The following is a 22,042-nucleotide window of genomic DNA, read 5'->3' on the forward strand; positions in this document are numbered from 1 at the left end:
CAATCTCCGTTGGTACTAGTGGACCAGCGGACACGACAGAACGATGTGTTCAGGTGCGCCGCGGTCTTTGTTAGCGGGCGTGCTACTTGGCGTACTGCGGCAGCCTGGCCGGTTCGCCGGTGGACGGCGGAACGTTGTACGTCCGCAGTACCTGGCTCATGACCGAGCGGAACACCGGCCCGTTGGTGATTCCGTAAATGGATCCCTTGGGCCGCTGCAGGACCACCTCCACAATAAACCGCGGATCGTCCATCGGCGCCATCCCCACCATTGAGGCCGTGTAGCCGCAGAAGCCCGCGGTGCCGTCATCGCAGGGCGACTGCGAGGTTCCGGTTTTGGCGCCCACACGGTAGCCGTCAATCGCGGCTTCCTTGATCTGGCCTTCCGTGACGGCGCTTTCGAGGATGTCGCGGACCTGTTGTGCCGTCTCCTTGGAGACGACCTTCCGCGAGGGCTGGGCAGGTACTTTCTCCTCGGTTCCGTCCGGGCTGATGTAGCTGTCGATGAGCCTTGGCTGCAGCATCACGCCGCCATTGGCGATGGACTGGTAGGCGCGGACCGTCTGAAGGGTGGACTGGGACACACCCTGGCCGAAGAGCACCGTGTACTCCTGGCGGCCGTCCCACTGGTCGGCGGGCGTCAGGATGCCTTTGGCCTCTGCAGGCAGTCCGATGTTCGGGGCTTCGCCGATCCCGAACTTCTGCAGCCAGTCGTGGCGCTGGTCCTTGGTGAGCCGCTGTCCGGCCATGACCGTGCCCGTGTTCATGGACCAGCCGAGGATGCCTGCCAGCGTCCGTTTCTCGGTGCCGTGGGAAAAGGAGTCGTCAAACTGCTGGCCGTCCACCACGTAGGAAGGCGGAATGACGAACGTATCCAGGGGGTGTGACTTGCCTTCTTCGATCACGGCGGCGGCGGTGATCATCTTTTCTACGGATCCGGGCTCGTAGGCGGCCGTGACCGAGCGAACGCCGCGGTCCTTCGCCGCCACCTTGCCGGGATCGTTGGGATCGGGGGCGTTGGTGTCCGCCATCGCAATGAGGTTGCCGGTTTTGACGTCGGAAACGATGATGACGCCCCATTCGGCGCTGAGCTTGTCCGCCTGGCTCTGGATGGCCTGCTGCGCGAAGTACTGGATATCGGAGTTCAGGGTGAGTTTGACGTCCTTGCCATCCTGCGCCGGTGTCAGCTGGTCCACTCCCACCGGGATGCGGAGTCCGTCGGCACCGATCTCAAACAGGCGCTTGCCGGGAGTCCCCCGCAGGATTTCGTCCTGGGTCTGTTCCAGTCCGGCCTGGCCGCTGGTGCCGTTCTCCAGGAACCCTACGATGCCGCCGGCCACCGAACCGTTGGGGTAGACGCGCTTGCTGGTTCCTTCAGAGAATATGCCGGGGATCTGCAGCTTGGACACGCGGTCTTCGACGTCGGGCTTCAGGTCCTTGGCCACAACATAGTAGGTCCGCTCACCAGTAACGGCGTTCCGGACGTCCTGGGTGTCCATGCCGAGGACGGTGGCGAGCTCGGCAATCCCCTGGTCCCGGGAGACGGTGACGAGCTCTTCCTTGCCGTTCACCCGTTCAATCCGCTTGAAGGATTCCGTCTTGGTGTTGACGGCCTGGTCAACCGTGATGTTGTAGCGGATGACGCTGTTGGCCAGCACCGTGCCGTTTTCATCGACAATGCTGCCGCGTTCCGCGGGGAGCACGGTGGGACGCAGCCGGTTATCAAGTGCGGCCTCAGCCATACCGCCGACGTCAAGGCCCTGGACCAGGAAGAGCTTTCCGCCCACCACGACGAGCAGGGCCAGCATGATGCTCAGTCCCAGGCGGAGCCTCTTCGTGGCGTTGGGGACTTTCTGCCTGCCTGACTTGCCGGTGCCTTGCGCCACGATCATCCCTTACTGCTTGCCTTGCCGGCTGGTCGCCGCGTCCGTCGGTGTTACTGCCCCGGCGTTTTTTGTTCCGGCGCCGGGATGGTGCCCCCGTTGAGGACCGCCGCCGGCTTCGCGGCCGCGGGGGCCTTAGCCTTCTTGCTGTCCTCGGTCTTCTTGCTGTCCTCAGGACTCTTGGTGTCCGCGGGCTTCCTGCTTTCCAGCGGATCGCTGGTGCTCGCCGGCGGGACAACGTTCAGCTGGCCAGGGACAGCCGGAGCGGCAATCACTGCACCTGCGGAGTCACCCTTGACGGCCGGCTTGGCCTTTCCGCTGACAGTCAGGGTGGACAGATCAATCTGGCCCTTGCCGGTGGAAGCAACCATGCCCAATTCTGAGGCCTTGGCAGCGAGATTCTGGGGAGCCTCGAAGTTTTGGACCTGCTGTGTCAGATCCTGGTTCTGCTTCGTGAGCGCCGTCTGCTCGCTGCGGAGTTTCACGAGCTGATACTGGGCGGTGGAGACAGAGATGTTGAGGACCAGGACTGCCAGGAGCGCCACTGCGAGCATCCCGAAGCAGAGAACCACGAAGGGGGCGCGGCGCTTCTTCGGCAACGAGCGGACCAGCGACAGCGGGGTCCTCGCCTTGCGTGCGCCTTCCTCCTGAATGCTGCGCCCGGACGGAAGGGTGAGGTTCTTGACAGCTGCGGTGCTCATGCGGCTCTCCTGGCTCTGATGCGTTCCACGGCGCGCAGCCGGGCTGAAGCTGCGCGCGAATTCTCCGCGATCTCGACGGCGGTAGGCACCTCAGTGCCTTTGGTCAGGGTCTTCAGTTCGGCTTTGTGCTCTTCGAGCTCCACCGGGAAGCCGAGCGGAGCGGACGACTTGGAACGCGCCTGGAAGACGCTTTTGACGATCTTGTCCTCCAAGGAGTGATAGGACATGACCACAATCCGACCGCCAAGGGCGATGGCTTCCACCGCCGCCGGGACCGCACGCTCGAGAACCTCGAGTTCCTCGTTGACCTCGATCCGGAGCGCCTGGAACGTCCGCTTCGCGGGGTGCCCGCCGGACTTGGCGGCACCCGCCGGAACCACAGCCCGGATTTGTTCCACCAGTTCGCCGGTGGTGGCGAAAGGCTTCACGGCCCGGGCAGCGACAATCCTGTTGGCAATGCGGCCGGCGAACTTCTCCTCGCCCCACTTGCGGATGATCCTGACCAGGTCCTCTTCGCTGTAGTTGTTGACCACATCCGCCGCCGTCTGCCCGCGGCTGGTATCCATTCGCATGTCCAGGGGCGCGTCGAAGGAGTAGGCAAAGCCGCGTTCACGTTCATCGAGCTGCAGGGAGGAGACGCCGAGATCCATCAGGATGCCGTGGACCTCCGGGATGCCGAGGTCCGCCAGGACGTCGGCAATTTCGTCATACACGGCGTGAACAAGGTCGGTACGGGCAGCGAAGGGTTTGAGCCGTTCGCCGGCCAGGGCCAGCGCTTCTTCGTCCCGGTCAATGCCGATCAGGTGGAGGTCCGGGAAGCGCTGCAGCATCGCTTCCGAATGTCCGCCCATTCCCAGCGTGGCATCGATGGCCACCGGGGTTTCGCCCCGCTGGCGTGCTGCCTCGAATCCCGGCGCCAACAAATTGATGCACCGGTCCTTGAGGACCGGCACATGGCGTTCGGACGTAGGTTTGGCCTGGTCGTGTTCGTTCATACCTTCGTCCTTCCTTGTGCGCCTCGCGTGGTTTCTTGAGCCAGATCCCCATCCGCGCCTATCCTCCAGACGGCCTGGCTCCGGGGAAGTGAGCCAGGAAGTCGGTTGGATGGGCGGCTGGAGATCTCGTCCAAGAAACTTGGGTTGTATCGTGCCGGCATCTTAGAGAATGCCGGCGATGGGGTTGTCGGTCTCGGAGAAGGAGGTTTCCTTCTCTGCCAGGTACACATTCCACGCCTGGGCGTCCCAGATCTCAGCGCGGGTGCCGGCACCGATCACCGCCAGCTCCCTGCCAAGCCCTGCATACTCCCGGAGCGCGGGAGGGATGGTCACGCGCCCCTGCTTGTCAGGCACCTCGTCGGAGGCTCCAGAGAGAAAGACCCGGATGTAGTCACGAGCTTGTTTGTTGGAGATGGGAGCCTCCCGGATCTGCTCGTGAACCCTCGCGAATTCCTGCTCGCTGAAGACGTAGATGCAACGCTCCTGGCCTCGCGTGAGTACAAGTCCGCCGGCAAGCTCCTCACGGAACTTGGCGGGAAGAATGATCCGCCCCTTTTCGTCCAGACGCGGCGAGTGTGTCCCCAGGAACACGTCCCCACCGCCCGTCTGCCGTCAGAAGCCGAACAACCCCCGCGCTGCCACTACCCTCTTACGTGCTCCACTTTACTCCACTTCGCCCCACAGTCAACGCAACACGAGCTTTTCTCTGCCGCTTAGATAAACTATTTCCGCTAAATTTCGCGGGATTCGCGGAGGGGTGTGAAGTGGAGGGAAAATCGCCGCGCCAGGATTAAAAACAAAAGACCCGCCGGAGCGGGTCTTTGTTTCGGGCCTGGTCGTGAACCGGTGGAGCCAAGTGGAGGCGGCGCAGGATCGGAGTGGAGCCAAGTGGAGGTGGTGCGAAGTGGAGTGCGGTAGCTCAGGACTCTCCGCGGCGCCGCTCATCCCAGCGCTCTTCGAGGCTGTTCATGAAGGAACTCTTGCCTTTCGACTTCTTGCCCCGCCCGGCGGTCTTTGCCTTGCCGGCCGCGGCGCTGCGCATCGTGGCAAAGTACACCCCTGCCCCCATGACGATAAATCCGAGGACACCGACGAAGATGTTCTGCAGGGAAACCCCCACGAGGAGGAGCAAAACTCCTCCCAGCGTGGCCAGTACGCCAATCACAATGTGCCGGGTAGACCATGTGCGGCCCGGATCCGAGCCCATGGAATTGGCAAACTTGGGATCGTCCTCATGCAGTTGCCTCTCGAGTTGCTCGAGCAGCTTCTGTTCGTGCTCCGAGAGCGGCATCACGACCTCCTTAAGTAGGCCAACGTCCGGACTGGTCGGGACCAGTTGTTTCTGCCACGTCAACGACCGGCATGCTGTACAGGTTCCCGGCCTCCCGACATTGGCAGATCCATGGATCCAAGCATACGGACGCGGGCGGGTCAGGTGATCCACTCATGTCCAGACGTTCAAATCTTTGTATATCTAAGGATAGTTTGTTGGGCGCTGATCTGAAAGACGCTGTTCACGGACCGCAACCCGATTTGACCTTGGAAATCCGGTAAAAGTCGCTGCTCCCCGGCCGCGCCCGGAAACGCCTCAGCGGGCGCCGCTCCCGGGGTCCAGAAGCCGTGCCGGCAACACCGATTTACTGCCGAATTTCTCGGTCACGCGGTCCAGTGCCTGTTCCGCTGCCCGCCAATTGTCGTCACGCCGGTCAAAGCTCAGCTGCAGCGAGGTCTGGGCCGCCGCCTCGAGATGCTCGGCGCGAATGCCGACGAGCCGGACTGTCATGGACCGGTCCCCCAGCGACTCCAGCAGCTGCACCGCCACAGCGTAGAGGAGCTGGGCGCTGTCCAGCGGCGCGTGGACCGTCCGGCTTCGCGTGACGGTCGAGAAATCGGCATAGCGCAGTTTCAGGGCAACGGTTCGTGTCACCAGGCCGGAAGCGCGCAGCCGTTCTGCAGTCCGGTGGCAGAGGCGCAGCAGTTCCCGGTGCAGCAGGACATCGTCGGCCGTGTCAACAGCGAATGTTTCCTCGGCCCCGATGCTCTTCTCCAGCCTCACGGGAGTCACTACGCGTGGATCGATCCCCCACGCCAGCCGGTGGACATGCTCGCCACTGGCGCCAAGCACTTTTTTGAGGGATGAGACGGGCGTCGCGGCGACGTCGGCTACGGTGCGGATTCCCATCCGTGCAAGCACGTCCGCAGTCTTGGCACCTACGCCCCAGAGCGCGTTGACAGGGAGGCTGTGCAGGTAGGGCACGGTCTGCTCGGGCCGGATCAGCAATATGCCGTCCGGTTTGCACCGGGTCGAGGCGATCTTGGCCACGAACTTGCTGGCTGCGATCCCCACGGAGGCCGTGATTCCCAGTTCCTTGGAGACCCGGGTCCGGATCAGCTCCCCAATCTGCAGCGGCGGACCCAGTCGGCGGATCGCTCCGCCGACGTCCAGGAACGCCTCATCCACACTGAGGGGCTCGACGAGCTCGGTGATTGACTCAAAAATGGACATCAACTGGCCGGAGACTTCGTAGTAGAGCTTATGCCGGGGCTCGATGATCGCGGCCTGGGGGCACATGCGGTGGGCGACCACCATCGGCATTGCGGACTTCACGCCGAACGCGCGGGCTTCGTAGGAGGCTGACAGCACCACGGAGCGGTCCGCCGGATACCCCACGATGACCGGTTTGCCGCGAAGTTCGGGGCGTGACCGCAGTTCGACGGAGACGAAGAAGGCGTCCATGTCCACGTGCATAATGCTGCTGCGCCGGAGGTCTCGAAGACGCGCTTCAACTTGCTCTTTATCCTGGTCCGGCCCCACAACTGCAATCCTATGCCCTGCGACTGACTAAACTGGAGGCTGAATCCGGCATCAACCCCAGGAGGAATACACCTGTGAAGGTCTCTGGAACGCCCATGCCTGCACGCCTTGGCCTGTTTGCGGCCGGCACGGTACTGCTGGCGGTGTCGGCGTGCAGTGCGCCATCGCCCGGCGCCGCTCCGTCCCCTGAAGCTTCGGCTTCCACCTCCTTGGCATCAGCGCAGGCGAGCACCACGGCGCCTCCAAGCCCCTCGGCTTCGCCGGGCACCTCGGCAGCAGTGGGTGCCCTCGTTGCGGGATTCCCGCAAAAGCTCCTGCCGGTCATGCCCGGGGCAAAGATCGTCGCCTCCAGTTTCGATAAGTCTTCCTCCCCCGCAACAGTCGCGTTGGTGGGTTCCCTTGCTGCTAAGCCGGCCGCCGTCGTCGATTTTTACACCAAAGCGCTTGAGGCGCAGGGCTTCAAAGCTGTGCCGGGCAATTTGGTCGGCAGTGTGGCCTCCAAGGACTTCGTCCGCGCCGGAAACGAAACGGTCAACATCGCAGTGCCCGAGGTTGCCGGAGTATCCACCTTTACGATCGGCGCCAACGTGGCTCCTGAGTCCGTCAAGTGACCGTGGCAGAGCAGCTGCGCGTCGAGCAGACAGCGTTTGTCGCTGCTGTTGCGGGACGGCTCACCGATTTCCTGACCACGAGGCAGTCCGTCATGGCCTCGATCTCGCCGGACATCGACCCCATCATGGGTTCGATCTCCAACCTTGTCACCGGAGGCAAGAGGCTTCGTGCCCTCATGTGCTACTGGGGATGGCGCGGGGCCGGCGGACCGGCGTCGGCGGACGACGTCGTTACTGCGGGGGCGGCGCTTGAGCTCTTCCAGGCCGCCGCGCTGATCCACGACGACATCATTGACCGGTCCGACACACGGCGGGGCGGCCCGAGCGTCCACCGCAGGTTCATGCAGCTCCACGAGGCGCAGGGCTGGGCACTGGACAGCGAAAGGTTCGGTCACGCCGCTGCCATCCTTGCCGGGGACCTGTGCCTGTCCTTCAGCGAAGAGGCCTTCACGGAGATCGGCGAGCATGCCGCATCCGGGAGCAGGGCGAGGTTGATCTTCAACCTCATGCGGGCCGAAGTGATGGCCGGGCAGTACCTTGACATCCTGGAAGAGGTGGCCGGCCCCGTACGGGACCGCGCAGGCGCCGTCAGCCGGGCCCAGTCGATTATCCGCTTCAAGTCAGCCAAGTACTCCACCGAGCACCCGCTCGCCCTCGGCGGCGCGCTGGGCGGAGCCTCCGACGAACTGCTCCGGGGCTACTCGGCCTTCGCCCTTCCGCTGGGAGAAGCCTTCCAGCTTCGCGACGACGTCCTGGGCGTTTTCGGCGACCCCGTCACCACAGGGAAGCCCGCCGGTGACGACCTCCGCGAAGGGAAACGGACCGTCCTGGTGGCCTTCGCACTGGACCTGTCCTCCGCCGAGGAGTCCGCCTTCATCGACTCCAGGCTGGGCAGTCCCGACCTGAGCGACGACGACGTCGCGGAGATCCGCAGGATCATTGCGGACTGCGGGGCACTGCAGGCAACGGAAACGCTCATCGAGGAATTCGGCGCAGCCGCGTTTGCCGCCCTGGAGCTTCTTCCGCTGGAAGACCTCCCGAAGACGGCGCTGCGCAAGCTGGCCGAAGCAACCGTGAGCCGGGCCGCCTGAGCTACCAGCCGGCGCCGGCCCGCGCGCGGAGTTGGCGCGGGTCCGGCCGGAGCAGGTTGCCGGGCGGTCCGGCCGAAGGCGCCTACCAGGCCAGGGACTGAGCCCGTCGCCTGATTTCGGTCTTTCGGCCCTCTCGCAGGGCGTCAATCGGCCGCCCGCGGAGCGAGTCATCGGAAGTGAAGAGCCAGGTAATGAGCTCTTCGTCGGAATAGCCGGCATCGGCCAGCACCACAATCGTGCCCTTGAGGCTTTCCACGACGTGCCCGTCCTGGATGAAGGCCGCCGGGATCGACCTGATGCGGCGTTCGCCGACCCTTAACGCTGCCAGCGCGCGCTCATCGAGCAGCCCGTGGACTTTGGTAATGGAAACATCCAGCAACTGGGCGACGTCGGGCAGGGGCAACCAATCGCCAACAAGGCTCTCTACAGTACTCACGGGTCAAGGTTGCCACGCCGGGCGCCCGCTCGCCTAGTCAAGCGGGCACCCCGGATGGTTTCAAGTGCTTTCCGGGCGCGACACTCCCGGAGACCCTGACATTCTGCACATCCGCCAATTCTTGTGCTAATCGCGAATTCATGAGAGATTCTCATAGGTCACATATGTAACAGGACTATCTCGAGTAACATTAGTATCAATAGTCACACTGGCCTGACGGACAGTATGCGCCGCTGAGAAGAGGATCTTTCCATGACGACGACCCGCTCACCCAAGCAGCCTCCCCGGCCGAGCTTGCCCATGATTGCGGCGACGACGGCAACCCTGCCCGCCGTCATGCTCTCCTCCCTTGCTGTTGCCCAGCCAGCAGCCGCGGAGACCCGGCCCAGCGCCATTCCGGCGACGCTCGCCGCGGCAATCCAGGCACAGACCGCCGCCGTCAAGGCTGGCATCATTCCCGCCGCATCCGTACCGGCCACGATTCCGGCAGGCCTGCAGCCGGCGCGCGTGACCCCGGCAGCCCACACGGTTGTCCGTGGCGACACTGTCAGCGGCATCGCCGGCCGGTACGGCCTCAGCACGTCGGCCGTGCTCAAACTCAACAATCTCAAATCGAACTCCGTGATCTATCCGGGCCAGCGGCTCAAGCTGACCGGCGCGGCCACCACAGCTGCGAAGAAGGCGGCCACGGTTTCTCCTGCCAGCACGAGCAGCAGGACCTACACGGTGAAGTCCGGGGACACGCTGGGCGGCATCGCTGCCCGCCACGGCGTCAAGCTCTCCCAGGTTCTCAGCTGGAACGGCCTGAAGCTGTCATCCGTCATCTATCCGGGCCAGAAGATCCGCATCGGATCGCCCGTGGCAGCAGCGCCTGCCGCCAAGCCGCCGGCAACTGCCGCCGCCAGCCCGGCTGCCACGCGCTCAGGCTCGTATGTCATCAAGGCCGGGGATACGTTGTCCGGCATCGCATCGAGGCACGGAGTGCGGCTGGCCGACGTCCTGTCGGCGAACCGTCTCAAACTGACCAGCGTTATCTATCCCGGACACAAGCTCGTCATTCCCGGAAAGACGTCGGCCGTCCAGCCCGCGTCGAGCGTGACACCGCTGGTGCCCAGTTCCTTCCTCGGGTTCACGTACCCGGCCGCCGTGGTCAGCTCCGCCAACAAGAACAAGGCGCTGCTGAACGCCTCACCGGTTCCGTCCCTGGCACAGATGCAGTCCATCGTGGCCGACACGGCCCGCCGGATGGGCGTGGACCCCGCTTTGGCCCAGGCTTTCGCCTATCAGGAATCCGGATTCAACCAGCGTGCAGTGTCTCCGGCAAACGCCATCGGGACGATGCAGGTCATCCCGTCCTCCGGCGAGTGGGCATCCGACCTTGTGGGACGCAAGCTCAATCTGCTGGACCCGTATGACAATGCGACCGCCGGTGTTGCCATCATCCGGCAGCTGATCCGGACCAGTAAGAACCTGGATTACGCGATCGCCGGTTACTACCAGGGCCAGTACTCCGTCAGCAAGTACGGCATGTACTCCGACACCAAGAACTACGTCGCAGCCATCAAGGCGCACCGCAAGAACTTCAGCTAGCCTCACGAGCCGGCACCACCCTGGCGCCGGGCTGAGGATAACGATACGGGTCCGGATCGCATGTTGGTCGGGACCCGTTTCCGTGCAGCAATTAGTATCTTAAGGTGCAGGAAAACGTGTCAGACAGTCTCGTTGGCTCCCTGGTAGACAATCGCTACCAGGTCACTTCGAGGTTGGCGAGGGGCGGAATGTCCACCGTCTACATCGCGACGGACCTGAGGCTGGACCGGGATGTGGCTTTAAAAGTCCTCCACCCGCACCTGGTCAACGACGGCAACTTCCTGGACCGCCTGTCCCGCGAGGCTCGGGCGGCCGCGAAGCTCTCCCACCCCCACGTGGTGGGCGTCCTGGACCAGGGGCACGACGGCCGCACGGCCTACCTTGTCATGGAGTACATCAAAGGCCACACGCTCCGGGACGTCATCAACACCAAGGGGGCCCTGTCTCCCCGGCTCGCCCTAGCACTGATTGACCCGGTGGTCGAGGGGCTCGGATCCGCCCACGCGGCAGGCCTCATCCACCGGGACGTGAAGCCCGAGAACGTCCTCATCGCCGATGACGGCCGGATCAAGATCGGCGACTTCGGCCTGGCCCGGGCGGTGACCACGAACACGAGTACCGGCGCGCTGATCGGCACGGTGGGGTATCTCTCGCCCGAGCTCGTGCTCGGTAAGACCGCCGACGCGCGCAGCGACATCTACTCCACCGGAATCATGCTGTTCGAAATGCTGACCGGCCGGCAGCCCTTTGACGGCGAGGTCCCCATTCAGGTCGCCTACCAGCACGTCAATTCAACCGTGGGACCGCCATCGGGGCTGGTTCCCGGGCTGGCGGAAGAAGTTGACGAGCTGGTGCAGTGGTGCACAGCCAACGACCCCGAAAAACGCCCGGTGGATGGAAACGCGCTCCTGGCCGAGCTTCGGCACATCCGGACCAACCTTTCTGACGCCGAACTCGACCTGCAGCCTCCTGCGGCCTTGGGCGCCGCCATTGCATCGGCAACGCCGGGCACCGCGGGCATGGTCCCTGCCGCGCGCGGCGCGGACGCGGCACGCCCCATGCCGGACCGCATGCCGTCCCTCGGGAACCGCACCGAGCTACTCTCCCCCATCCACACGCCGCCGGCACAAACGCCGCCTGCGCGCGGCACCGGGGCACCAATACCCACAGCGCAGGGTCCTGCAGTCCAGGGGCCAGCAGTTCAGCGGCCCACGGAGATCATCTCGCACACCAGCAACCCCACGGCGGTCTTCCCCGCCGCCCGTCAGCTCCCGCCCGGGTTCGCGTTCGAACCGGTCGACGCGGAAGAGGCCCCTCCCGCCGCCCTGAGCAAGAGGGAACTGCGAAGGCTGGACCGGGACGAGCAAAAGGCCAGGGCCCGGGCCGCGGCCACTCCGGTCCGCACGTTGCGGGAGGGCAATTCCAGGCGGCGCGGAGCTATCTGGATGGTGTTACTGATCATCGCGGCGCTCCTGGCTACGGGTGCCGGCTGGTTCTTCGGGATGGGGCCAGGCTCTCCTGGCACTGTGCCCACGGTGGCCAACAGGACCGTGGCGGAAGCCCAGGCGCTCCTCCGGTCCGCCGGCTTCCAGTCCAGCACGCAGGACGTGTTCGACGACGACGTCAGGGCCGGTCTGGTGGTGGGCTCTGAACCCGCAGCGGGGACGGAAATCAGGAAATTCCAGCCTGTATCGCTGTTCGTGTCCAAGGGCCCCCAGCTTTTCCCCCTGCCGCCGCTGGCGGGAAAAACCCTCGACGCCGCCAAGAATGAACTCAACCGCGCCGAAATGGCCCTGGGTAAAATCACGGAGAAATTCGACGAAAAGGCGGCGGCCGGCACAGTCCTTGGCCAGACGCCCGCGCCCGGGACGGCCGTCAAACACGGCACCCCGGTCGGCCTGACGGTGTCGAAAGGCCCTCAGCCCATTCCGGTTCCGGACGTCCGCGGCGAGGAGCAGGGCACGGCAGTCGAGGCGATCGAGGCAGCCGGGCTGAAGGCGGTGGTGGCGGATGAAACCGTCAACGACAGGAACGTCCCCAAGGGCGCCGTCGTGTCACAGGAGCCGGCGTCCGGAACCCTGACCCGCGGACAGACCGTCACGCTGACAATTTCCGAGGGACCCAAGCTGGTGAAGGTGCCGAATTACATTGGCGAGCAGGTGAGTGACGCCCGTGAGGCCCTGGAGAAACGCGGCTTCGAGGTCCGGGTGAACAACATCCTGGGCGGATTCTTCGGCACGGTGCGGGACCAGGACCCCGTGGACACCGAAGTGCCCGAAGGCTCCGTCGTCACGCTCACGGTGGTTTAGCCAAGACAACGAAAAACCGGCGCAGGGGAAGTCCCCGGCGCCGGTTTTACTGTCTGCCCGTAGACCGGGCCTGGGCTAGCGCCGGGACAGAGCCCCGGCCACGAGGAAGGCCATTTCCAGCGACTGCATGTGGTTCAGCCGCGGGTCGCACACCGACTCGTAGCGGTCCAGGAATGCCTCCTGGTCGATGGGGTCGGCGCCGCCCAGGCACTCCGCGACGTCGTCTCCGGTCATCTCGACATGGAGGCCGCCCGGCACGGTCCCGAGGGCGTGGTGCACCTCGAAGAACCCGCGGACCTCGTCGATGACGTCGTCGAAATTACGGGTCTTGTACCCGTTAGGCGAGGTGACCGTGTTGCCATGCATCGGGTCCGTGACCCAGAGGACCTGGGCGCCGGAAGCGGTGACCTTTTCCACGACGGCGGGAAGCTTTTCGCGGATGTTGCCCGCACCCATGCGGGTGATGAACGTGAGCCTGCCGGGCTCCCGCTCCGGATCGAGCTTGTCGATCAGCCGCAGGGCGTCGTCCCCGGAGGTGGTGGGCCCAAGCTTGACACCGATCGGGTTGCGGACGCGGGACAGGAAGTCAACGTGCGCGTGGTCCAGCCCGCGGGTCCGCTCGCCAATCCAGAGGAAGTGCGCGGAGGTGTCATAGGGGAAGCCGGTGCGCGAGTCGATGCGCGTCAGGGCCCGTTCGTAGTCGAGCAGCAGCGCCTCGTGGCTGGCGTAGAACTCCACGCGCTTCAGCGCCTCGAAGTCCGCGCCGCAGGACGCCATGAACTTGATGGCGCGGTCGATGTCCCGTGCCAGCGATTCGTAGCGCGCGTGGGCGGGGTTTTCCGTGAAGCCCTTGTTCCACTGGTGGACGAGGCGCAGATCCGCGAAACCGCCCTGGGTGAAGGCGCGGATCAGGTTCAGCGTGGAGGCGGACGTGTGATAGGCGCGGAGCATCCGATTGGCATCGTGGCCCCTGGATTCCGGGGTGAAATCGTACCCGTTGACGATGTCCCCGCGGTACGCCGGCAGGGTCACGCCGTTGCGGGTCTCGTCATTCGAGGAACGCGGCTTGGCGAACTGCCCTGCCATCCGGCCCATTTTGATGACCGGCATCGCGGCGCCGTACGTCAGGACTACCGCCATCTGCAGGATGGTCTTTACCCGTGCGCTGATCTTGTCCGCGGTCGCGTCGCCGAACGTCTCGGCACAGTCACCGCCCTGGAGCAGGAACGCCTTGCCCTGGGCGGCAGCAGCGAGGCGCTCCCGAAGGATATCGACCTCACCGGCAAACACGAGGGGAGGAAGCACCGAAAGTTCCTTGACGGAGGCGTCGAAGACATCCCGGTCCTGCCAGCTCGGCTGCTGGGAAACCGGAAGATCCCGCCAGTTGTCCAGTCCCGGATAGTTGGCTGCACCGCTCTGTGAGGTGCTGGTCAGGGAAGAGGCAGGTTTTGCAGATAGCTCAGTCACACTACTAAGAGTAGTTGCCGCAACCGGCATCCGGACACCTGATCTGTCATCGACCCCGGGCATGGCGTCACAGAGTCTCGGCGCCGGCCTGGGTGTATTGCTCAGGCTGACCGGGAGGTTCCGAGGTCGTCACCGTCGCCGGAGTCGCGCTTGGATTCCGCACCGGGCACAGTCCCGGGCAATTCCTCGGGCCCTGCGGGCGAACCGTCCGGTCCTCCCCCGGCCTGCGCTGCCGCGGGACCTGCCGCAGGACCGGCCGCGGTGGCCCCGGCCGCGGTGGCCTCAGGTTCCGGCCCGGCTGCCCCGGCTCCGGGCTCATCCGTTGCGGCAATGGCTTTCCCGGCCAGCTGCAGCTTGACGACGGCGGCGTACTCGTCGACGTATTCCTGGCCGGAGAGCCGCATGAGCTCGTACATGATTTCGTCGGCCACGGACCGCTGGATCAGCCGGTCCTCCGCCATGCCCGCATAACGGCTGAAGTCCAGCGGTTCGCCGAAGATCATGCCGATGCGGCGGATGTTGGGGAGCCGTTTTCCGATCGGCTGAACCTTGTCGGTTCCGATCATGGCCACGGGAATAACGGGAACGCCGGCCGCAAGCGCAAGCCGGGCCACGCCCACCTTCCCGCGGTAGAGCCGCCCGTCGGGGCTGCGCGTGCCCTCGGGATAGATTCCCAGCAGTCCGCCGTGCGTCAGCACATCCATGCCCGTCTCCAGTGACGCAGCCGAGGCCGCGCCGCCGGAGCGGTCCATGGGGAGCTGGTTGGTGAGCCGGAAAAACAGGGCGGTCAGCCTGCCCTTGAGGCCGGTCCCGGTGAAGTACTCCGACTTGGCGAGGAAGATGACGGGCCGCGGCACCATGAGCGGCATGAAAATGGAATCCGAGAACGACAGATGGTTTGACGCGATGATCGCCGCGCCCTCGGCCGGAACGTTGTCCAGTCCTTTGACCCACGGCCGGAAGAGGGTGCGGAGCACCGGCCCCAGGAAGATCCTTTTCATGACCCAATAGAACACGTGTCTTACCCCTCCGGAAGGCAACTGGCAGGCGCTCCAAAGGGCCCGGCCAGCACTGCAATGCAACCCTACTCTAGTGAGAATTGTCCGGAACAGTGACACGATGGTCTCATGACAGAAAGCAGCGCCCGGACTACGCCCGCCGCTTTCAGCTACCCGGGCCACGGACCCAACGCCCGCATCGGCATTGCCATTTGCCACGGTTTCACGGGCAGCCCGTTGAGCATCCTTCCGTGGGCCGAGTTCTTGGCCGGGCGCGGCTTCGCCGTATCGGTGCCGCTGCTCCCGGGCCACGGGACCCGCTGGCAGGATCTGGCCCGGACGGGATGGCGGGACTGGCACAGCGCCTTCGAAGAGGCATATCTGAAGCTCGAAGCGAAGACGGACGACTGCTACGTGGCAGGCCTGTCCATGGGCGGCGCCGTCGCGCTGCTGACCGCCGCCCGCCACAGCGTGTCCGGTGTGGCGGTGGTGAACCCGGGCCTGAGCTTCTACGACCGCCGCGTCCGCGTTATCGGCCTCCTCAAGCACTTCCAGCGGACCACGATTCCCATCGAGGAAGAGGATCCGACGTCGTCCCCCACCGAGGACGGCGACTACTCCCTGACGCCGTTGGCGGCTGTCCACCAGCTGAAAAGGCTTTTCGCGGCCGCGGCCCGCGGACTTCCGCGAGTCACCGCGCCCGTCCTGGTCTTCAAGTCGCGGAACGACATCGTGGTGCCGCCCACGTCCCTCGCGATTATCAGGAAGCGGCTGGGATCCACAACCCTGGACGTTGTTCCGCTGAAGAACAGCGGGCATGTGGCCACGCTTGACGTGGACGCCCCGGAAATTTTTGAAGGCTCGGCGCGGTTCTTCGAGATGCACGCGCGAAGCAACTTATCGTCGGAGACGTCATGAGCATAGTTCCGGACCACAGTCCGTTCAGCAGCCCGTTTTCCGGCGAGGGTCCGCGCATCGGCGTGGCCCTGTCCCATGGGTTCACCGGCAGCCCGCACGGAGTCCGGGCCTGGGCCGCAGCCCTGGCCGCCGCGGGCTTCGCTGTCCGCATGCCCCTGCTCCCCGGCCACGGCACCACGTGGCAGGAGCTGTCCCGCAGCCGCTGGACCGAATGGCACGATGCCATGGATGCTGCCTATGTGGAACTCGAGTCCGAGTGTGACCACGTCTTTTCCGCCGGCCTGTCCATGGGAGGCGCGCTGGCGCTGCGGATTGCCGCCACGCGTCCCGTTGCCGGAGCCATCCTGGTCAATCCCGGCCTGGTCATTGACGACCCCCGCGCTCCACTCGCCGGCATCCTCAAGCTGGTGCTCAAGAGCACACCGGCCATAGCCAACGACATCCTCAAGCCCGGCGTGGACGAAGGCGCCTATGCCCGGACGCCGGTGGCGGCGGCACACCAGCTGAACAAGATGTTCAAGGACACGCTCCGGCTGCTCCCGCGCGTCACGGCGCCGGTGCGGGTCTTCCGATCCACCGTGGACCACGTTGTTTCCGATTCCAGCATCACGGCGCTCCGGCGGGGACTGACCCACGCCCCGCTGCAGGTCAGCAGGCTGGAGAACAGCTACCACGTGGCCACGCTTGACAACGACGCCGAGGAAATCTTCAGCGGCTCGGTGGACTTCATCCGCTCCGTGGTGGCCGAATCCAGCCAGGCTCCGAACCAGTCCGCGACAGCCAGCCAGAAGGGCGCACCCGATGAATAGGCCCGACTCAAACCCGTCCGATCCGAGCGCGAACCAGGACGACGCCGTCTGGCTTGACCTCGTGGCCAGGCTCCAGGGCGACACACCCGCCCCGGGCATCGGTGCCGGGACCCAGGACGAAGCCGGTTCAGAAAGCGGCGGCGCTGCGACGCCACAAGATCGCGAGCCTGGCTCCGGTCCCGAACACAGCCCGGCAAAGCGCTTCACGGATTTTGATCCTTTGGGGCTCGCCGCCAGGGCTCCGACGGAATTGTCGGCCGCGGAACGCGAGGCTGCCGCCCGGCAGCGGGACGCCGCCCAGCCGGGCGAACCCGCGGGGCCACCCGCTGCGGAAGGCCCGCGCGACTACGGCGTCGAAGACGACGACGGTGCCTTTGTGCCGGAGGAGCCTCCCCGGCTTTCGGCCACGGATCCGCTGACCATGCTGGCGTGGGTCGCCGCTGTGGGTGCACCCATCGCCTTGGTGCTGTCGGCCATGTTTTGGCGTTCCGCACCCCTGCTGGCAATCCTGGGCATGGTGGCCGCATTCACCGGAGCGGTGGTGTACCTGATCATGAAGCTGCCCCAGGAGAAGGACGAAAACGACGACGGCGCGCGCGTCTGACGGCGCTAGGCTGGCCGCCGGTCGCGGAAGCGACTGACGGGCCTGGGGCCGCCGGTGGACGCCCCGGTTACGCCCCGGGGGTCAGACGTGCGTCCGGCTGTTCACGCGCGATAGGTCCGCCGCGCCAATTAAGCCGGCGTTCGGCCCGAGGGCGGCAAGGTCGATTTCCGCGGCAGGACGGAACCCGCGCCCGGTCAGGTTCCGGGCAAATGACTTCCGCGCCGGCGCCACGAGCAGCTCTCCGGCGGCGCACAGCCCGCCGCCGATCACGAATTTTCCCGGGTCCAGGGCAGCGGCAAGGTTGGCCAGCCCCAGTCCCAGCCAGTCCCCCACGTCCTCCAGGAGCTCCCTGGACGCGGCGTCACCGGCGATGGCCAGCTCGGTCACCGTGGCACCGGTGATCCGCTCCGCCTGGCCTGCAACTGCCTTCAGGAGTTCCTGCGCCACCGGGGAATTGGCCAATGCCAGTTCCCGGGCTTCCCTGCCGAGGGCGTTACCGGAGGCGTACTGTTCCCAGCAGCCGCGGTTGCCGCATTCACACCGGTGACCGCCGGGCATGATGATCTGGTGCCCGAACTCACCCGCGACGCCGAACCTGCCGCGCTCCACCCGTCCGTCCATCACCATGGCACCGCCTATGCCCGTCCCCAGTGTGATGCACACCAGGCGGTCCTGGCCCTGCCCGGCACCGAAGCGCCATTCCGCCCACGCCGCGGCGTCGGCATCGTTGACCAGCATGACCGGCCGGCGGAGCAGGCGCTGCAGGTTGTCCCGCAGCGGTTCGTTGCGCCAGGCGAGGTGCGGGCTGAAGAGGACCGTGCCGCCGTCGAGGTCCATCCAGCCGGCAGCGCCGATGCCCACCGACCTGATGCGCGAGCCCCGGCTCAACTCCTCCACCAGCTCCACGATGACCTGTTCCACTGCACGGGGATCGCTTCCGGGAGTGGAACGCCGGGCTTCGCGGAGAATCCTTCCGTCAGCATCGACCACGCCCGCCGCGACCTTGGTGCCGCCGATATCGATGCCGATGGCCAGCCCGCGGCGCCGCAGTCGCAGCTGCTGCCGTAACATCCGGTGGTTCATCCCACGGCCCAGCTGTCCTAGCGGCCGCCGCTGCCACGCGGGGATTCGGTAGTGTCCGGTCCTGCCGCGGAGGTCGGCTTGGCTGGACTGTTCAGTGGGCGGTGGCTGCATAATCTCCCATTCTAGGTGTCCTGACTTCCAGTCGTCCGGCGGCGACATGCTGGACCGTTACGGCATGCCGCCGTAAAGTTACTGGCGAGTAGGTAGTTTGCGCGCGACCTCGATGGGCGGCGTACTAAGGTTAGGACTACCCGCTGCGGCCTACGGATATCAAAGGAGCTATCGTGCGCGAATTCACCGTTCCGCCCCTGGCAAACGTCTCCCCTGACACCAACATCACCGATCTAGTGCTGCGCCAAGCCTCGAAGGCGTCGGACCCTGCACTGTTTTCGCGGCTTGATGCCGCCGGCCAGTGGCAGGACATTTCGGCCAAGGAATTCCTCGCGGACGTCTCCGCCCTGGCCAAGGGCCTCATGGCCAGCGGCGTCGGCGCCGGCGACCGGGTGGGAATCATGTCCCGGACGCGCTATGAATGGGCATTGGTCGACTTCGCCATCTGGTTCGCGGGCGGCGTGTCGGTCCCGATCTATGAAACGTCCTCGCCCTCCCAGGTCGCCTGGAACCTGGGCGACTCCGGCGCGGTGGCGGCCTTTGGCGAGTCCGCCCATCACGAGAACGTCATCAGGCAGGCCGCAGCGTCGGAGGGGCTCACCGCGCTGGCCCACGTGTGGCAGCTCGAAGGGAGCGGCCTCGACGCCGTCCGCGCCGCCGGAACCGGCGTCAGCGATGACGATCTCGAATCACGACGGCGAACCGCCGGCCTTAGCGACCTCGCCACCATCATTTACACCTCCGGGACGACCGGCCGGCCCAAGGGCTGCGAACTCACCCACGGAAACTTCGTGGAACTGTCCGAGAACGCGCTGGCCACGTCGCTGCGCCAGATCGTCAACCAGGACGCCAGGACCATCATGTTCCTCCCCCTGGCGCACGTGTTCGCGCGGTTCATCTCCGTCCTGTCCGTCGCGGCCGGTGTCACCGTTGCCCACACGCCCGATATCAAGCACCTGCTGCCCGACCTGCAGAGCTACAAGCCCACGTTCATCCTTGCCGTGCCCCGGGTGTTCGAGAAGGTGTACAACTCGGCCCTCACCAAGGCAGAGGACGGCGGAAAGGGCGCGATCTTCCACAAAGCCGCCGACACGGCCATCGCCTATTCCCGCGCCAGGCAGGACGGCGGCGTCGGATTCGGCCTCAAGATCAAGCACGCAATCTTCGACAGGCTCGTCTACAGCAAGCTCCGGGCAGCCATGGGCGGCCAGGTGGCGCACGCCGTCTCCGGCGGAGGTCCGCTGGGTGAACGGCTCGGCCACTTCTTCCAGGGCATCGGACTGCAGATCCTCGAAGGCTACGGCCTCACCGAGACGACGGCGCCCATCAGTGTCAACACGCCCGACAGGATCAAGATCGGCACCGTCGGCGCGCCGATTCCCGGCAACACCGTCAAGATAGCCGACGACGGCGAGATCCTCACCAAGGGCACGTGCGTCATGCGCGGCTACTACAAACGTGATGACCTGACGTCGGAAGCGTTCGTGGACGGCTGGTTCCGCACCGGGGACATCGGCCAGCTGGACGGCGACGGCTTCCTGACCATCACCGGCCGGAAAAAGGAAATCATCGTAACGGCCGGCGGCAAGAACGTGGTGCCCGCCCAGCTCGAGGACCAGATCAGGGCAGACGCCCTGGTCTCACAGGTGCTCGTGGTGGGCGACAACCGCCCCTTCATCGGCGCGCTGGTGACACTCGACGAGGAAGCCCTTCCCGGGTGGCTGCAGCGTCACGGACTGCCGGCAGAAACCACCGCCACTGACGCGGCAGGCAACGCCGTGGTGAAGGCCGCGGTGCAGGAGCTCATCAACCATGCCAACCAGTCCGTATCCCAGGCGGAGGCGATCAAGGCCTTCAGGATCGTGCCCAGCGACTTCACGGAGGCGTCGGGCCACCTGACCCCGTCCATGAAGGTCAAGCGGGCCCAGGTCATGAAGGACTTCGAGGACGTCATCGACGAAATGTACAAGTCGCCGAAGCCCACCCCGGCCTAGCCACGGCGGACACCATTCGCAGCGCATCAGGGCCCCGCCGGATTTCCGGCGGGGCCCTGATGCGCTGCTGGCTACGTGGGGTCAGGCCTGCTGGAGCTCGTCCATCACCAAAGCGGCGAGCTCCACGGCCGCGCCCCGTGTTGCGGGCCTCAGCTGGCTGAGCTGGATCCGTGAGCCCTCGGCAAGGTGCCGGTCGTGCGGAATCCGGACCACATTCTTGACCCGCGACAGGAAGTGCTGCTCGATCTCATCAATGTTGACCAGTGTCCGGTCGCCTGCCGCCATGTTAATTACGACTGTGGCCTTGGCTACGAGGTCCTGGCGGCCGTGGGCCTCCAGCCAGGACAGCGTCTCGGAGGCCAGCCGCGCTTCGTCCACGCTGCCGCCCGAGACGAGGACCACGGCGTCCGCCTTTTCGAGAGTGCCCTTCATGACGGAGTGCACCATGCCGGTGCCCGAATCCGTCAGCACGATCGAGTAATAGCGGCCGAGGATGTCCGTGACGGCACGGTAGTCGGCGTCGTCGAACGCGTGGGCCACCATGGGATCGGTGTCCGAGGCCAGGACGTCGAGCCGCGAACCGTCCCGGGCGGTGTAATTCGACAGCTGCGCGAAGGAGTTGACCGTGAACCTGTCTTTGACCAGCTGGCGGGCCGTGAAGTCCGCCCGCCCGGGAGAACGGTCTGACAGGGTTCCGCGGTCCGGATTGGCGTCCATGGCGATGACGCGGTCCTCGCGCAGGTCCGCGAGGACCATGCCCAGCAGGGTGGTGACCGTGGTTTTGCCGACCCCGCCCTTGCGGGAAAGGACCGGGACGTAGCGTGTCCGCTCCCCCAGGCGCATGGCGATGCGGTGTTCCATGGCGCGCTGGATCCGGATTCCGTCCGGATCGCCCAGGTTCACGTAGCCAAAGGTCGCCTGGAACAGCCACCGGCGCCAGCCCTCGACCGGCGCGGCTGGGGTCTTGTTCAGCAGGCGGTCGGCTGTCAGCGCCGCAGCGGGCTCCGGCCCTTCGGCGCGTTCCCGGCGTTCGCTGACATGTTCAGGTGCAGGCGCTGCCGTAAGGGCCTGCTCTGCTGCGGGTTCCGGCGGTGCCAGCGTGTCCCCGGGCACCTGTTCTATAGGTATTTGTGCAGCAGCTTGCACCGGGCTGCCGACAGCAGGGAACCCCTCGGCGCCGGTTTCAGCCGGTCCGGTGACCAGGCCCGGGCCGGAAGTAACCGCCGGCAGTGCTGGCGCCGCAGCCGGCCGCGGAATGCTGTTGACGGCCGACAGCGACCCTGCAGACGTGCGGTCCTGCGCGTCGGACACGGTCACGACGCTGATTTCGCCGGACGGAGCGCCAGTTGCCTCGCCCGCGTTAACCGCGTCCTGGTCCGGGCTGTGCTGCGCCGGGCTCTGCTGCTCCGGCCCCACCTGCTCCGGACTCTGCTGCACCGGCCCCACCTGCTCCGGACTCTGCTCCGGCGCAGGTGCTGCAGCCCGGGGACTCCGGTCAGGCCGCGGCGCGGGCTTTGGCGTATTCGTCTGCGTCATGACTCCCGCTCAGTGTGGTCAACTCGGTCTGCAAAGGCTGTGGGGGCGGCTTATGCCGTCCCCACAACCTTCACTCAGGATCCCAGCCTACC

General features: G+C 65.7%; 19 protein-coding genes. 8 read left to right on the forward strand and 11 right to left on the reverse strand.

Annotation, left to right across the window (positions count from 1 at the left end; all coding sequences use genetic code 11):
* Window positions 1–82 precede the first annotated feature (82 nt).
* From CXQ90_RS17740 to dinB, 6 genes are all read right to left on the reverse strand, one after another.
* Window positions 83–1,885: a penicillin-binding protein 2 gene (locus CXQ90_RS17740; RefSeq protein ID WP_104140730.1), complete on the reverse strand. Its 1,803-nt coding sequence runs from the start codon at window positions 1,883–1,885 to the stop codon at window positions 83–85.
* A 50-nt stretch (window positions 1,886–1,935) separates the two neighbouring features.
* Window positions 1,936–2,583, reverse strand: coding sequence for a hypothetical protein (locus tag CXQ90_RS17745; protein ID WP_104140681.1), 648 nt, complete (start codon window positions 2,581–2,583; stop codon window positions 1,936–1,938).
* Window positions 2,580–3,578 (reverse strand): 16S rRNA (cytosine(1402)-N(4))-methyltransferase RsmH, encoded by a 999-nt coding sequence (gene rsmH, locus CXQ90_RS17750; RefSeq protein WP_104140682.1) that lies wholly within the window; start codon window positions 3,576–3,578, stop codon window positions 2,580–2,582. Before rsmH ends, CXQ90_RS17745 begins: the two co-directional genes overlap by 4 nt.
* Window positions 3,579–3,740: 162 nt before the next feature.
* A complete protein-coding gene (gene mraZ, locus CXQ90_RS17755; RefSeq protein WP_078028973.1) occupies window positions 3,741–4,169 on the reverse strand; it encodes a division/cell wall cluster transcriptional repressor MraZ in 429 nt (142 codons plus the stop codon).
* A 328-nt stretch (window positions 4,170–4,497) separates the two neighbouring features.
* The gene (locus CXQ90_RS17760) at window positions 4,498–4,869 is read right to left on the reverse strand and encodes a DUF3040 domain-containing protein (protein WP_104140683.1); all 372 of its coding nucleotides are present in this window, start codon (window positions 4,867–4,869) and stop codon (window positions 4,498–4,500) included.
* Window positions 4,870–5,166: 297 nt separating this feature from the next.
* Window positions 5,167–6,393: a DNA polymerase IV gene (gene dinB / locus CXQ90_RS17765; RefSeq protein ID WP_258064582.1), complete on the reverse strand. Its 1,227-nt coding sequence runs from the start codon at window positions 6,391–6,393 to the stop codon at window positions 5,167–5,169.
* 95 nt (window positions 6,394–6,488) lie between these two features.
* On the opposite strand from dinB, the gene CXQ90_RS17770 reads away from it, so the two are divergent.
* Entirely contained in the window at window positions 6,489–7,004 is a 516-nt protein-coding gene (locus CXQ90_RS17770) for a hypothetical protein (protein ID WP_104140685.1), read from the forward strand.
* Window positions 7,001–8,095: a polyprenyl synthetase family protein gene (locus tag CXQ90_RS17775; protein ID WP_104140686.1), complete on the forward strand. Its 1,095-nt coding sequence runs from the start codon at window positions 7,001–7,003 to the stop codon at window positions 8,093–8,095. The genes CXQ90_RS17770 and CXQ90_RS17775 overlap by 4 nt, the downstream gene beginning before the upstream one ends.
* A gap of 82 nt (window positions 8,096–8,177) precedes the next feature.
* Here the strand turns inward: CXQ90_RS17775 and CXQ90_RS17780 are convergent, their stop codons facing one another.
* The gene (locus tag CXQ90_RS17780) at window positions 8,178–8,531 is read right to left on the reverse strand and encodes an Rv2175c family DNA-binding protein (RefSeq protein ID WP_104140687.1); all 354 of its coding nucleotides are present in this window, start codon (window positions 8,529–8,531) and stop codon (window positions 8,178–8,180) included.
* Window positions 8,532–8,783: 252 nt separating this feature from the next.
* Here CXQ90_RS17780 and CXQ90_RS17785 point away from each other — a divergent pair, with 252 nt between their 5' ends.
* Both CXQ90_RS17785 and CXQ90_RS17790 read left to right on the forward strand, forming a co-directional pair.
* Window positions 8,784–10,121: a lytic transglycosylase domain-containing protein gene (locus CXQ90_RS17785; protein ID WP_104140688.1), complete on the forward strand. Its 1,338-nt coding sequence runs from the start codon at window positions 8,784–8,786 to the stop codon at window positions 10,119–10,121.
* Between the two features lie 104 nt (window positions 10,122–10,225).
* A complete protein-coding gene (locus CXQ90_RS17790) occupies window positions 10,226–12,430 on the forward strand; it encodes a Stk1 family PASTA domain-containing Ser/Thr kinase (RefSeq protein ID WP_104140689.1) in 2,205 nt (734 codons plus the stop codon).
* A gap of 75 nt (window positions 12,431–12,505) precedes the next feature.
* Here the strand turns inward: CXQ90_RS17790 and CXQ90_RS17795 are convergent, their stop codons facing one another.
* Together CXQ90_RS17795 and CXQ90_RS17800 are read right to left on the reverse strand one after the other, a co-directional pair.
* On the reverse strand, window positions 12,506–13,897 hold the full coding sequence (locus tag CXQ90_RS17795) for a class II 3-deoxy-7-phosphoheptulonate synthase (protein WP_181038616.1): 1,392 nt from the start codon (window positions 13,895–13,897) through the stop codon (window positions 12,506–12,508).
* 101 nt (window positions 13,898–13,998) lie between these two features.
* A complete protein-coding gene (locus CXQ90_RS17800) occupies window positions 13,999–14,913 on the reverse strand; it encodes a 1-acyl-sn-glycerol-3-phosphate acyltransferase (protein ID WP_258064583.1) in 915 nt (304 codons plus the stop codon).
* A 111-nt stretch (window positions 14,914–15,024) separates the two neighbouring features.
* On the opposite strand from CXQ90_RS17800, the gene CXQ90_RS17805 reads away from it, so the two are divergent.
* From CXQ90_RS17805 to CXQ90_RS17815, 3 genes are read left to right on the forward strand one after another with little or no spacing between them, the layout of a single operon-like run.
* On the forward strand, window positions 15,025–15,813 hold the full coding sequence (locus tag CXQ90_RS17805) for a carboxylesterase (RefSeq protein WP_104140691.1): 789 nt from the start codon (window positions 15,025–15,027) through the stop codon (window positions 15,811–15,813).
* The gene (locus CXQ90_RS17810; protein WP_104140692.1) at window positions 15,810–16,622 is read left to right on the forward strand and encodes a carboxylesterase; all 813 of its coding nucleotides are present in this window, start codon (window positions 15,810–15,812) and stop codon (window positions 16,620–16,622) included. Before CXQ90_RS17805 ends, CXQ90_RS17810 begins: the two co-directional genes overlap by 4 nt.
* Window positions 16,615–17,226 carry a hypothetical protein gene (locus CXQ90_RS17815; protein ID WP_104140693.1) on the forward strand — a complete coding sequence of 204 codons (612 nt, stop codon included), beginning with the start codon at window positions 16,615–16,617 and terminating at the stop codon, window positions 17,224–17,226. Before CXQ90_RS17810 ends, CXQ90_RS17815 begins: the two co-directional genes overlap by 8 nt.
* An 81-nt stretch (window positions 17,227–17,307) precedes the next feature.
* On the opposite strand, the gene CXQ90_RS17820 is transcribed toward CXQ90_RS17815, so the two are convergent.
* Window positions 17,308–18,297 carry an ROK family glucokinase gene (locus CXQ90_RS17820; RefSeq protein WP_258064584.1) on the reverse strand — a complete coding sequence of 330 codons (990 nt, stop codon included), beginning with the start codon at window positions 18,295–18,297 and terminating at the stop codon, window positions 17,308–17,310.
* Window positions 18,298–18,593: 296 nt separating this feature from the next.
* Between CXQ90_RS17820 and CXQ90_RS17825 the strand changes: the two genes are divergently transcribed.
* On the forward strand, window positions 18,594–20,414 hold the full coding sequence (locus CXQ90_RS17825) for a long-chain fatty acid--CoA ligase (protein ID WP_104140695.1): 1,821 nt from the start codon (window positions 18,594–18,596) through the stop codon (window positions 20,412–20,414).
* An 81-nt stretch (window positions 20,415–20,495) separates the two neighbouring features.
* On the opposite strand, the gene CXQ90_RS17830 is transcribed toward CXQ90_RS17825, so the two are convergent.
* On the reverse strand, window positions 20,496–21,950 hold the full coding sequence (locus tag CXQ90_RS17830; protein ID WP_104140696.1) for a MinD/ParA family protein: 1,455 nt from the start codon (window positions 21,948–21,950) through the stop codon (window positions 20,496–20,498).
* Between the last annotated feature and the right edge of the window lie 92 nt (window positions 21,951–22,042).

This window comes from Arthrobacter sp. ZGTC131, from assembly GCF_002929275.1.
Taxonomy (GTDB): Bacteria; Actinomycetota; Actinomycetes; order Actinomycetales; family Micrococcaceae; genus Arthrobacter.